This window comes from Burkholderia sp. Bp8984 (assembly GCF_003853755.1).
In the GTDB taxonomy this organism is placed as follows: domain Bacteria; phylum Pseudomonadota; class Gammaproteobacteria; order Burkholderiales; family Burkholderiaceae; genus Burkholderia.
Genome location: NZ_QTQN01000022.1, coordinates 29,557 through 41,531 on the forward strand (window position 1 = coordinate 29,557; position 11,975 = coordinate 41,531).

At 68.5% G+C, this 11,975-nt stretch carries 10 protein-coding genes; 9 read left to right on the plus strand and 1 reads right to left on the minus strand.

All coding sequences use genetic code 11. From position 1 onward, the window contains the following. Positions 1 to 847: 847 nt before the first annotated feature. A complete protein-coding gene (locus tag DID98_RS35905; RefSeq protein ID WP_185500299.1) occupies positions 848 to 985 on the plus strand; it encodes a hypothetical protein in 138 nt (45 codons plus the stop codon). 112 nt (positions 986 to 1,097) lie between these two features. Further along, positions 1,098 to 2,744 (plus strand): NRAMP family divalent metal transporter, encoded by a 1,647-nt coding sequence (locus DID98_RS21930; protein WP_124571414.1) that lies wholly within the window; start codon positions 1,098 to 1,100, stop codon positions 2,742 to 2,744. 83 nt (positions 2,745 to 2,827) lie between these two features. Here the strand turns inward: DID98_RS21930 and DID98_RS21935 are convergent, their stop codons facing one another. After that, on the minus strand, positions 2,828 to 3,733 hold the full coding sequence (locus DID98_RS21935; protein WP_124523028.1) for a LuxR family transcriptional regulator: 906 nt from the start codon (positions 3,731 to 3,733) through the stop codon (positions 2,828 to 2,830). Between the two features lie 280 nt (positions 3,734 to 4,013). On the opposite strand from DID98_RS21935, the gene DID98_RS21940 reads away from it, so the two are divergent. From DID98_RS21940 to DID98_RS21970, 7 genes are all read left to right on the plus strand, one after another. Next, positions 4,014 to 4,847: an autoinducer binding domain-containing protein gene (locus DID98_RS21940; protein WP_044847604.1), complete on the plus strand. Its 834-nt coding sequence runs from the start codon at positions 4,014 to 4,016 to the stop codon at positions 4,845 to 4,847. A gap of 238 nt (positions 4,848 to 5,085) precedes the next feature. Further along, positions 5,086 to 7,299, plus strand: a complete 2,214-nt coding sequence (sctV, locus tag DID98_RS21945) for a type III secretion system export apparatus subunit SctV (RefSeq protein ID WP_124522359.1) — start codon at positions 5,086 to 5,088, stop codon at positions 7,297 to 7,299. Beyond that, positions 7,296 to 7,574: a type III secretion system export apparatus subunit SctS gene (gene sctS / locus DID98_RS21950; protein WP_124485367.1), complete on the plus strand. Its 279-nt coding sequence runs from the start codon at positions 7,296 to 7,298 to the stop codon at positions 7,572 to 7,574. Before sctV ends, sctS begins: the two co-directional genes overlap by 4 nt. Next, positions 7,574 to 9,613: a type III secretion system outer membrane ring subunit SctC gene (gene sctC, locus DID98_RS21955; protein WP_124522357.1), complete on the plus strand. Its 2,040-nt coding sequence runs from the start codon at positions 7,574 to 7,576 to the stop codon at positions 9,611 to 9,613. Before sctS ends, sctC begins: the two co-directional genes overlap by 1 nt. Continuing rightward, positions 9,594 to 10,952, plus strand: a complete 1,359-nt coding sequence (gene sctD / locus DID98_RS21960) for a type III secretion system inner membrane ring subunit SctD (RefSeq protein ID WP_124522355.1) — start codon at positions 9,594 to 9,596, stop codon at positions 10,950 to 10,952. Before sctC ends, sctD begins: the two co-directional genes overlap by 20 nt. Before the next feature lie 151 nt (positions 10,953 to 11,103). Further along, entirely contained in the window at positions 11,104 to 11,313 is a 210-nt protein-coding gene (locus tag DID98_RS21965; protein WP_044847609.1) for a hypothetical protein, read from the plus strand. 124 nt (positions 11,314 to 11,437) lie between these two features. Beyond that, positions 11,438 to 11,926, plus strand: a complete 489-nt coding sequence (locus tag DID98_RS21970) for a hypothetical protein (RefSeq protein ID WP_124485407.1) — start codon at positions 11,438 to 11,440, stop codon at positions 11,924 to 11,926. The last annotated feature ends 49 nt before the right edge of the window (positions 11,927 to 11,975 follow it).

Here is an 11,975-nt window from a genome sequence, read left to right on the forward strand (position 1 = left end):
TCGAACTGCAACTGGAGCATGCGTCCACGAAGGGACTCCCTTGATGAATTGGGGCGGATTGTAGTCGCGAGTTTTGCTGCGGTGCAAGCAAAAAAGGCGGCGACGCTGCGCATTTCGCACCGCGTGCGCCGCCCCACCGGGGCCGGTCGATGCCCGCTGCGACCGCCCGCCGGCGGCGCGCGGCGACTGTTGCTCGCACGCATCGGCGGCGCATGCGCTCCGCGGCGCTGAAAGGTTGCGGCGCGTCATTTGGGGCGCGAATCTTTCAGTCCGCATGAACCCGAAAAAATATTCCGTCAAGCCTGTTCCAAAGGGTTGACTTCCGTTTCGGCCGGTCCATAGAATCCGCCATCTTCACTCTTGGGGCCGCCGCCTTGGACGCCTGCAGTAGTCGATCTTCGAACGAAGTTTCCGCCTGAGCGACCGACGTCCGCGCCTCATCGAAGCCGCCGTTTGTCCCACAGGCAAACGGTGCGCGCAGCAGTATTTCGCAGTAACCCCCTCGTGCACCCTGATTCGCGCCGGTTAGCGTGATGCGTTTGCGCACGCGCCATCCGGTTTCGCCGCCGCCCGGCGCGCGGCCGCGTTCGCGCATGCGTTTCGCATGCACCCGAATGGCGGCCCGCGCGCCGGGCGGCGGCCAACCGTGTTCTCCGGAACACCGCACAGGAGCCGCCATGAACGACAGTGACAGTTGTCCCTTATGCCCGTTGCACCAACAGACCCTTTTGAACCCGGGTCGCAGGGACATGCCGGCCGACTAGCCTGACACGTCGTTCAGGCCCCGGACTGGCCCCGCACCCACCACGCGGCCGGCATGCATGCCGTTGCCGCCAGGAGCCAGACCATGAACTTCGGCCTTCTGCTGTCGAATCTTCCGCAAGTCACGCGATCGCATCCGCACTACGACGCGATGCCGATGCTCGACGCCCGTCCGCGGGTGTTTTCCCGGTTGTTCAACCGGTTGAAATCGCTGCTTCGCTGAACTGAAACACCGAGCGCGTCTCGGCATGCGCGCGCGGGCCCCGGGCCTGTTACGCGCGCGTATTCCAAGACCACACGCTTGACCGAAAAAAACCAGCCGTACGGAATTCATCATGTCCACGCCATCCAACGTCTCTCCACCGATCGCCGTCGAACGCAGTGCCGTGCTCGACGAAGCCCACCTGGGCGACATCCGCGGCGCGCTCGGCACCATCGCGCATCACGACACCGCCGCGCGCGGCACGTGGTGGGCGCGCCTGCGCACGCTGCTCGCGATCATCGGCCCCGGCCTCATCGTGATGGTCGGCGACAACGACGCGGGCGCCTTCGGCACCTATACGCAGGCCGGCCAGAACTACGGGACGACGCTGCTGTGGACGCTGCTGCTGCTCGTGCCGGTGCTGTACGTGAACCAGGAAATGGTGCTGCGCCTCGGCGCGGTCACGGGCGTCGGCCATGCGCGCCTGATCTTCGAGCGCTTCGGCAAGTTCTGGGGCGCGTTCAGCGTGATCGACCTGTTCCTGCTCAATGCGCTGACGATCGTCACCGAGTTCATCGGCATCACGTTCGTGCTGGCTTTCTTCGGGCTCCCGAAGATCGCGGGCGTGTGCGTGGCGGCCGCGCTGACGATGGCGGCCGTGAGTACCGGCGACTTCAGGCGCTTCGAGCGGTTCGCGATCGTGCTGTGCGTGCTGAGCCTGCTGCTCGTGCCGGTGCTCGTGTCGATCCACCCGCCGGTGGCGCAGATGTCGCGCGACTTCTTCGTGCCGAACTGGCCCGCGCACGCGAAGCTGTCCGACGTGATGCTGCTCGTGATCGGCATCGTCGGCACGACGGTCGCGCCGTGGCAGCTGTTCTTCCAGCAGAGCTACGTGATCGACAGGCGCATCACGCCGCGCTTCATGAAGTACGAGAAGGTCGATCTGTGGATCGGCATCGCGTTCGTGCTGATCGGCGCGGTCGCGATGATCGGCTTCAGCGCGGCGCTGTTCGGCGGCCATCCGGAAGCGGGCAACTTCAGCGACGCGGGCGGCATCATCGCCGGCCTCGAGAAGTATGCGGGCCGCACCAGCGCGACGCTGTTCGCGGTCGCGCTGCTCGACGCGTGCATCATCGGCGCGGCGGCGGTGTCGCTGTCGACCGCGTACGCGATCGGCGACGTGTTCAAGATCCGTCATTCGCTGCATCGCGGCGTGTCCGATGCGAAGGGCTTCTATCTCGTCTACTTCGGGATCGTCGCTGCCGCTGCCGCGCTCGTGCTGATCCCGGGCAGCCCGCTCGGCCTGCTGACCGAAGCGGTGCAGACGCTCGCGGGCGTGCTGCTGCCGAGCGCGACGGTGTTCCTGCTCGTGCTGTGCAACGATCGCCAGGTGCTCGGCCCGTGGGTCAACTCGACGAAGCTCAACATCTTCACGGGCGCGGTGATCTGGGTGCTCGTGCTGCTGTCGATCATCCTGACCGCGTCGGTGATGTATCCGGACATCAGCGGCGAAGCGATCATCGACGTGCTGGTCGGCGGCACCGTGCTCGCGATCACCGGCTATCTCGCGACGGTGCTGATCCGCCGCAACAAGCGCGTCGTCGAGCCGGGCATCGATCGCGCGCTGCGCGCCACCTGGCGCATGCCGCCGCTCGACACGCTCGAACCGCAGAACATGACGGTCGCGACGCGCGTCTGGATGGCCGTGCTGCGCGGCTATCTGGTGATCGCGGTCGGTCTCGTGATCGTCAAGGTCGTGCAGATGACGCTGCTGAAGTAACGCCGTTCGGCGTCATCTCCTGGTGTGCGCACATGCCGGCCCGCGAGGCCGGCATGTGCGTTTACGCGGGCAGAGCGCGCGCGTCAGATCAGCTCGAGCTTCGACGTCAGGTACGTGAGCTGGATCCGGTTCGCGACGCCGAAGCGCTTGCGCAGCTTGCGCAGGTGATAGTCGACATTGTGCGCGCTGGTGTCGAGGCGCCGGCCGATCTCCTTGTCCGACGCGCCTTCCGCGATGCCCAGCAGCAGTTCCTGCTCGAACGGCGTGAGCCCGTTCACGGCGCGTTCGCGCGACGTCGCGATCAGTTGCGGCGACGCGAACTTGTGCACCGACAGCCCGATCGACAGCGCCTGCTCGATCGTCGCCGGCGTGATCCATTCGCGCGTGCGGCGCGGCGCGGTGAAGCTCATGAACGCGTGCAGCCGCGTGCCGGGCACGGCCATCGAATACATGATGCCGCTGCACATGCCGTCGTCCTGCATCGTCTGCAGGAAACCGTCGAGCGCGGCCGGGCTCACGCACGGGCCGCCGTCGCGCGCGCGGTGTTCGCGGCGCAGCTGCTGCAGGTCCCACACGATCGGCATGTTGCACACGCGCGCGTCGAGCGTGCGCGGATCGATGTCGTGATGGTTGTGCCGGACGTAGTCGCCGCGATAGGTGGGCGGCGTGAACGCCTCGTGCAGGTAGAGACTTTCGACACGCTCCCGCGAGAATTCGAGCGCGAAATACGCGAACGTCGAGAAGCCCGTCAGGTGCAGCAGGCTGATGACGATCCGGTTGCGTTCGGCGGTGCTCTGCGCGTGCGCGAGCGTATCGGCGACGCCGAGCTTCGGCGCGTGCGGCTGCGCGATGTCGTCGCGCTTGACGTCGTCGCACCAGACGACCTGCACCGGGCGCGCTCTCGACGCGTCGGCACAGGCGACCGTCCGCCGCGGCGGACGGGGCAAGGTTGGGGCGACCGCTTCTTCTTGCAATGCAATATCGGACATGAGCCATCCCTCGGAATCGACGCGCATCGCGCAGCGGCAGCCGTGTCGTGCACGGTGCCCGCGACGATGCGATCGAGCATCTTTATGATATGCGCCGATCGTCATCCAGACGAAACGCGGGGGCATTGTACAAAAATGCCTGTCTGCGCGTAATATGCCGTAATACTAATTCGGGCGAAAGGTTCATATTCGCACCGGTATAGAGTCGACCAGAAAATCATAAAGAAAAGACCAAATCGTGACGGGGCAGGTTCACATATTGGGAAAGGGTGGGCTCCTCATGACATATGCTGACGACGCGCCACGCGTCGAGTGGTTCTCGCAAGCCGATATCGCGGCCGCTGCCGCTTATTCGAAAGAAATTCATGCAATCGAGCGCGACGTTTTTACCGGCATTCAAATCGCGCCCGGTAAATCCGACCTCGCTTCCGTCGATTTCTCCCAATGCCATGCGCGATTGCGGCAAATCGGTTTCAGCACGCTCGGCTACGGCGCCTACGAGATGATCGGGCGGCGCATCCTGTGCGCGCATCTGCTGCGCGACCTCGCGCCCGCGACGTTCATGCAGCCGTATATCGAGGGCATGCTCTACGAGAGCGACCCGCGTTTCGCGCAGGTGCGCAGCAGCGGCTTCCCGGTCGCGTGGCGGCTCGACGAGATCGAGTCGGCCGCGCAGGGCAGCGGCGACCGCAAGGTGCTCGCGCTGGCCGGCCATCTGCGCGCGCATGCAATGAACAGCGGCGTGATCTTCAGCCTGTCGGCGCCGCGGCTCGACCTGCGCGTTGCCGTGAACGTGACGTCTGAAGCCCACGGCACCGAATGGATCGACGATCGCGTGATCGGCGGCGCGCTGTCGGTGAGCCTTGCCGTGCATCGCGTCGCGCTGCCGTTTCTCGAGGCGCGCATCGCGCGCATGCGCGGCTTCGCGCTCGGCGACGAGCAGCAGCAGGTGCTCGACCGGCTCGTGCACGGGCTGTCCGACCAGGAGATCGCGAGCGCGCTGCGCACGTCGCTGCACAAGGTCGGTCACCATATCCGCTCGCTCGAAAAACTCTTCAACGTGCAGAACCGCGCGCAGCTCGCGTATCTCGCCGCGCGCCGTCTGGAGTCCTGACCCTGTCTCCCCGCGCGGCGCCAGCCGCGCGATGGAAGCGGTTCCGGCGATGCGCGCGCGCAGGCGCCGCCGGGTTTCGTAGTCCGATCCGATCGTCACCGGAAAACGGCTGCGACGCTACGAGGCGCCTCCCTTTTTACGCGGTTGCGCGTCGCTACACTCGTCCCATTCAACGGTCCGCGCTACGCGGGGCATGACGGCCCGCGCCCGCCGGCGACAACGACAGGACGACGGCACGATGGCAGAACCGAAGGCGCTCCCTCGCGACTGGCAGCGGATCTTTTCCGCCGGCCGCAGCGTGTCCGGGCGACGTCTCGGGGCATCGCCGCGCGCCGACCTGTTTCTCGCCGCGTTCATCGTGTCGGTGGTCGCGCTGTTCATCCTGCCGCTGCCGCAAGCCGCGCTCGACGGGATGATCTCGCTGAACCTCGCCGCGAGCGTCGTGCTGCTGACGGTGTCGACCTACGTGCCGTCGGCGGTCAGCTTCTCGTCGTTTCCCGCGCTGCTGCTGTTCACCACGCTGTTCCGGCTCGCGCTGAACATCGCGTCGTGCAAGCTGATCCTGCTGCACGCGAACGCGGGCCACGTGATCGACGCGTTCGGCCGGCTCGTGGTCGGCAACAACGTCGTGGTGGGCGGCGTGGTGTTCCTGGTGATCGCCGTCGTGCAGTTCATCGTGATCGCGAAGGGTTCGGAGCGAGTCGCCGAAGTCGGCGCGCGCTTCTCGCTCGACGCGATGCCGGGCAAGCAGATGAGCATCGACGCGGACCTGCGCGCGGGCATCATCAGCGCCGACGAAGCGCGCGAGCGCCGCGAGAAGCTCGAACAGGAATCGCAGATGCACGGCGCGATGGACGGCGCGATGAAGTTCGTGAAGGGCGATGCGATCGCGGGCCTCGTGATCGCGTTCATCAACATCGTCGCGGGCATCGCGGTCGGCACGCTGATGCACGGGATGAATATCGGCGAGGCGCTGCAGCGCTACGCGATCCTGACGGTCGGCGACGGGATGGCGTCGCAGATCCCGTCGCTGCTGGTGTCGATCGCGGCGGGCATCGTGACGACGCGCGTCGCGACGCGCGACACGCGGCAGCGCCAGCTCGGCGAACAGCTGGGCGAGCAGCTCGGCGCGCATCCGCGCGCGCTGCTGATCGCGGCGCTGGTGCTGGCCGGGTTCCTCGTCGTGCCCGGTTTTCCGAAATGGTCGTTCGCGCTGATCGCGCTCGGCCTCGGCGCGTTCGCCTTCACGCAGCTCAAGCGCAAGACGACCGCGCCGAGCTTCAACCTGATTCACATCGCGGGTCGCATCGGCGCGACCGACGACGGCCAGCCCGCGAAGGTGTCGCATGCGGCAGGCGTCACGTCGCTGATCGCGGTGTCGCTGTCGGATGACCTGCGCACGACGCTGAACCTCGCGCAGCTGCAGACCGCGCTGTCGAGCGCGAAGGCGCGCGTCGACGCGGACATCGGCACGGTGTTTCCACGCATCACGCTGAACGACGACGAAGGGGCGGCGCCCGGCACGTACCGGATCTATCTGCAGGACGTGCTCGCCGCGCAGGGCGCGCTGAAGCCGGGCTGGCTGCTGTGGGACGGCGTCGCGCCGCTGCCGGAGCGCGCGGAGCGCCAGCCGGCCGAGGCCTTCGGCCCGTTCGCGACCGCGCTGTGGATCAAGCCCGACGGCGCGGCGCCGGACGGCAAGTGGCTGACGAGCGAAGGCGCGCTCGCCGCGCACGTCGAGCAGATCGTGCGCCAGCATGCGGACGAGCTGCTCGGCATCCAGGAAACGCAGGCGCTCGTGCACCTGGTGCGCCGCGAGCATCCGGAACTCGTCGGCGAACTGACGCGGCTCGTGCCGCTGCAGCGCGTGACCGAGGTGCTGCGCCGGCTGCTGGCCGAGCAGGTGCCGATCCGCAACCTGCGCGTGATTTTCGAAAGCCTGATCACATGGGCGCCGAACGAGCCGGACGACGTGATCGCGCTGGTCGAGCTGGTGCGCGTCGACCTGCGCCGGATGATCACCGATCGCCATGCGGGCGCGACGCGGCAGCTGCGCGTCGTGCTGTTCGAGCAGAACCTGCAGGAGCGGATCGAGAACGCGGTGATGCGCACGAAGCAGGGCAATTTCCTCGCGCTGTCGAGCGCGATCAAGCAGGACATCGGCGAACAGGTGCGCGCGATCGTGCAGGCCGCGACGGCGGCGCAGCCGGCAGGCGCAGGCGGTCACGGCAACCCGCCGGGCGCCGCGCGGCTCGCGGTGATGGTCGCGCTCGGCGCGCGCCGCTACGTGAAGACGATTTTGCAGCCGGTGCTGCCCGAACTCGCGGTGCTGTCGTACCAGGAGGTCGAGGAGGACGTGCAGCTGCATACGGTCGGCTGGGTGAAGAACCCGCCCGACGACGGCACGCTCGGCGCGGGCGCCGGCGTGCGTGCGCCGGGAGTCGTGCAATGACGAGCTCGACGATCCTCGACCTGACCCGGCAGGCGCTGATGCTGGTGCTGCTGCTGTCGCTGCCGATCGTGCTGATCGCCACCGTCACCGGCCTCGTCGTCGCGATCCTGCAGGCCGTCACGCAGGTGCAGGACGCCAACCTCGGCATCGCGGTGCGGCTGATCGCCGTGATGGTCGCGCTCGTGCTGCTGTCGGGCTGGCTCGGCAGCGAGGTGCTGCGCTTCGCGCAGCAGGCGCTGGAACGCATGTTCGTTTCTTCCACAGGAGTGTTTTGATGCGTCGACGCGTCGCCCCGATCCGGTTTCAACCGCGCCGCCTGCAACGGGCCGCGCTCGCCATGTGCGCGACCGCGCTGCTCGCCGCGTCGCTGTGCGTGACGGTCGCGCAGCCGGCGCGCGCGGCGGACCTGCGCTGGCGCAACAAGCCGTTTACGATCGTCGCGAACGGCAAGAAGATCGGCGACTTCATTCGCGAGCTCGCATCGTCGCAGGGCGTGACGGCCGTGGTCGACCCGAAGGTCGACGGCGTGATCAGCGGCCGCTTCTCGGGCACGCCGCAGCAGACGCTCGACACGATCTGCTCGACCTACGGGCTCACGTGGTACTACGACGGCTCGTTCCTGTACGTCGACCCGGCCGACCAGTCGCAGACGCAGATGATCCCGATCCCGCCGAACGCGGCCGGCGAGATCGGCCGCGCGCTGCAGGCGATGCAGATTCCCGACAAGCGCTACACGCTCGTGATCAACGATCGCGCGAACAGCGTGTACGTGGCCGGCCCGCGTCGTTACGTGGAGCTCGTGCGGCAGGCGGTCGGCTCGGTCGGCGATCCGTCGGCGAACGGCGCGCATGCGGACATCCGCGCGTTCCGGCTCCGGTACGGCTGGGCGTCCGACTTCACGATCAACCGCTCGGGCAAGGAAGTGACGGTGCCGGGCGTCGCGACGATCCTGCGCCGGCTGTTCGGCAAGGGCGGCGGCACGAGCGAACTGCCGTCGAGCACGCCGCTCGGGCAGGCCGCGCGCCAGGTGAAGCTCGGCTCGGGGCTGACGATCGCGGTGCCGCGGCTCGATTTTCCGGACATTGCCGGCGGCCCGCGCCAGGGCGGCTATGGCGGTGCCGACGGCGCTGCCGGCGGCGTCTCGCCGTTCTCGAACGGCGGCGGTGGCGACACGCTGCCGCAGATCGTCGCCGATCCGGCGATCAACGCGGTGATCGTGCGCGACCTGCCGGAGAACATGTACCGCTACCAGGCGCTGATCAACCAGCTCGACGAGCGGCCGCGCATCGTCGAGATCAACGTGACGATCATCGACATCAACGAGGATTCGCTCGACAGTCTCGGGATCGACTGGCGCCTGCACACGACGCACGGCGACGTGCAGATCGGCAACGGCGCGAATCCGCTGAACGGCAACACGCAGTACAACGGCGCCGGCAATCCGCCGCTGACGTTCGGCGTCGGCGCGTCGGAGACGGGGCAGACCGGCACCTTCATGCCGACCGGCATCGCGCTGACCGCGTCGATCGGCGGCTCGCTGCGCAACTACCTGCTCACGCGCGTGAACGCGCTCGCGCAGAAGGGGCAGGCGCAACTGCGCTCGAAGCCGAAGGTGCTCGCGCTCGACAACACCGAGGCCATTCTCGAGAACCTCACGCAGTTCTACGTGCAGGTGCAGGGCTACCAGGATTCGTCGCTGTACAGCGTGACGACCGGCACCAGCATCAAGGTGACGCCGATGATCGTCGACGAGGCGATCCGCAATGCGGCCGCCGTGTCCGGCAACCCGCAGAGCGTGATGATGTCGATCGACATCCAGGACGGCAACATCGTGCCGGGCCAGGCCGTGTCGAACGTGCCGGTGATCCAGCAGCGCAACATCGTCACCAAGACGATGATCGACGAAGGCAAGAGCCTGCTGATCGCGGGCTTCAACGACGACGAGGTGCGGCTGAACAAGAGCGGCGTGCCGTGGCTGTCGGACATCCCGCTGATCGGCAACCTGTTCAAGTACACCGACAAGTCGGGCAACCACATGGAGCGGTTCTACCTGCTGACGCCGCGCGTGGTGACGACCGCGTCGATGTACGCGCCGGACGGCTCGCCGGTGAACCCGGGCGCGGACGGGCCGGCCGGTTCGAACGGCACGTCGATGTATCGCCCGCCGGACAACGACATCGCGGTGCCGCTCACGCCCGCGCCGCTGCCCGGCACCAAGTTCGGCCCGCCCGCGCTGCCGCCGCCGAAGGATTCGGCGGCGCAGCCGGTGGCGACGACCGCAGGAGCGTCCACCCATGTCGACGACCATCATTGACCCGCACGGCGACGGCGCATTGTCCGGCGGCGCGGCGGGCGCCGCGGCCGGGGCGCCCGCGCTCGCGTCGCCGTGGAACCTGTGCTTCCTCAGCGGGCCGATGTACGGCCGCACGATGTCGCTCGCGCGCGGCGCGAACTGGGTCGGCACCGCGGCCGACTGCGAAGTGATCCTGCCCGATCGCGAGATCGGCGCGAAACAGGTATGCCTGCAGGTCGGCGCGCTCGCGGTGACGGTGCAGAACCACGGCGGCGACGGCGGCGCGCCGGTGCTGTTCAACGACGCGCCGCTCGGCGCGGGCCGCCGCTCGATGACGCCGCAGGACGTCGTGACGGTCGGCTCGATCAAGCTCGGCATCGCGCGTCACGCGCAGGCGAGCGTCGCGGTGCCCGACGAGGCCGACACGCCGGACGCCGCGCGCGAGGCCGCGTGGCTCGGCTGGCTCACCGGCGGGCTGCGCCGTCTCGGCAGCCGGCGGCTCGTGATCGCGGTGGTCGCGCTGTGGATCGGCGTGCTGCTCGGCGCGCTCGGTTACGGCTTCGTCGCATGGTCGGGGCGCCTGCCGTGGCAGCACGAGTCGGTGCTCGCGCGCACGCACCGGCTGCAGCAGCTGCTGCACGCGTATCCGGAGCTCGCCGTCGCGCCGCGCGACGACGGCGTGATCGTGTCGGGTTACGTGAGCGATCCGGCCGCGCGGGAACGCGTCGCGCAGATCGTCGCGGGCGTCGACAACGCGGCGCTCGGCAACCTCTACGTGGTAAGCGATCTCGTCGCGACCGCGCAGACGTATTTCAGCGACACGGCGCTGACGGTCACCTATCTCGGCCGCGGCCGGATCGAATTGACGGGGGCGGCCGAGCGCGCGCAGATCGAGCCGCGTATCCGCAACTACATGAAGGACGCGCGTCCGGCGCTCGAGGTGGTCGACCACGTGCGCGACGCCGATGCGGCCGCGCCGCGCACCGCGACGACACTCGGCGGCGTCGCGGGGATTCCGGAGATCACGACGGTGTTCGCGGGCGACGGGGACCAGCGCTACATCGAGACGGCCGACGGCAGCCGCTATTTCGAAGGCGCGCGGCTGAAGGAAGGGCCGACCGTGGTGTCGATCGGCCCCGACGAAGTGGTGTTCGAACGCAATGGCCAGCGCATCACGATGCCGCTCGGCGGTCCGTCCGCGAGCGCGCCCGAGCGGGCATCGGCGCCGCCCGTGCCGCCGCTCGCGAGCGGCGCGGCGGCCGGCGTCGCACAGCCGGTGCCCGGACCGGCGTTGTTGCCGGATGCGCCGGCGGTACCGGCGGTTGCTGCGGCCGGCGCATCGAAGGCGGCGGCGCGTTAGCGCCGCGACAGGACTTGCGCATCGCGCGTCGCGCGGTGCGCGCATTACGCGACACGCCGCGCGCATGCGGCGCGTCACGTCGCCGGTGGGGCATGGGGCCGCCGCCGGAACAGGGAAGCAGTTCAATGACGTACATGCAAAGGAGCGAAACATGAGTACCCCCCCGACTGGTGCCAACAACACGCAACAGGTCCAGCAGCAGGCGGACGACCTGACCAAGACGCAGCTCGAACTGACGAAGATCAACTTCCAGGTCCAGCAGTCGACCGCGACGTTCGAAACCAGCAACGCAGTGACCGCGCAGGAAGGGACGGCGAACGCCCAGGTTGCGCAACACCTGAGTTCCGCCGGCCGCGCATGACGCCGGTCGCCGGCCGTGCCGCGCGACGCCGGATGCCGGGGCCGCCCGTGACGGGCGCCCGGCGGGGCGTGTGCGCGTGGCGGCCGGCCCGTTCCCGGCGCTGCCGGTCAAGGAGGACACGATCATGTCGGTAACAGGCGTAGGCGCGGCACCCCCGGGCGCGGCCGCGCTCGCGGGTGCCGTGCAGCAGGCGGGCACGGCGTCCGATCCGGCGCAGGTGCGCCAGTTCGATGCGTTGATGCAGCCGGGTGCCGCGCCGGCCGCGGCGTCGCCGTCGGCGTCGGGCGTCGCGATGTCGCGCGCGCCGGCCGATGCGGCGCCGGCCGTGCAGATGACGCCCGCGACACCCGCGCAGGCGAACCATTCGTCGCTCGTCGAGCGGTTGCGCACCTACGGCAACGATCTCGACACGCGGTACGCGAACATCGACAAGCACCGCACCGAAATGCTGACGTCGATGGCGGACAACCGCAGCGATCCGCTGATGACGATGGTGAAGGCGATGGATTTCCAGTGGACGGCGACCACCACGATTTCGGAATACCAGTTGAGCCTGTCGGTCGCGCAGGCGGCGAACGGCTTCACGCACACGGTGCTGAAGACCCAGGAGTAGCGAAAGCCGGTGCGTGCGCCTGAACCGGCCGCGCGCCCTGAAGCGGACA

Bases quoted from the DNA above. Each gene is read 5' to 3' on its own strand.
- DID98_RS35905 (WP_185500299.1), top strand. From the start codon at position 848: ATGAACTTCGGCCTTCTGCTGTCGAATCTTCCGCAAGTCACGCGATCG.
- DID98_RS21930 (WP_124571414.1), top strand. From the start codon at position 1,098: ATGTCCACGCCATCCAACGTCTCTCCACCGATCGCCGTCGAACGCAGT.
- DID98_RS21935 (WP_124523028.1), bottom strand. From the start codon at position 3,733: ATGTCCGATATTGCATTGCAAGAAGAAGCGGTCGCCCCAACCTTGCCC.
- DID98_RS21940 (WP_044847604.1), top strand. From the start codon at position 4,014: ATGACATATGCTGACGACGCGCCACGCGTCGAGTGGTTCTCGCAAGCC.
- sctV (WP_124522359.1), top strand. From the start codon at position 5,086: ATGGCAGAACCGAAGGCGCTCCCTCGCGACTGGCAGCGGATCTTTTCC.
- sctS (WP_124485367.1), top strand. From the start codon at position 7,296: ATGACGAGCTCGACGATCCTCGACCTGACCCGGCAGGCGCTGATGCTG.
- sctC (WP_124522357.1), top strand. From the start codon at position 7,574: ATGCGTCGACGCGTCGCCCCGATCCGGTTTCAACCGCGCCGCCTGCAA.
- sctD (WP_124522355.1), top strand. From the start codon at position 9,594: ATGTCGACGACCATCATTGACCCGCACGGCGACGGCGCATTGTCCGGC.
- DID98_RS21965 (WP_044847609.1), top strand. From the start codon at position 11,104: ATGAGTACCCCCCCGACTGGTGCCAACAACACGCAACAGGTCCAGCAG.
- DID98_RS21970 (WP_124485407.1), top strand. From the start codon at position 11,438: ATGTCGGTAACAGGCGTAGGCGCGGCACCCCCGGGCGCGGCCGCGCTC.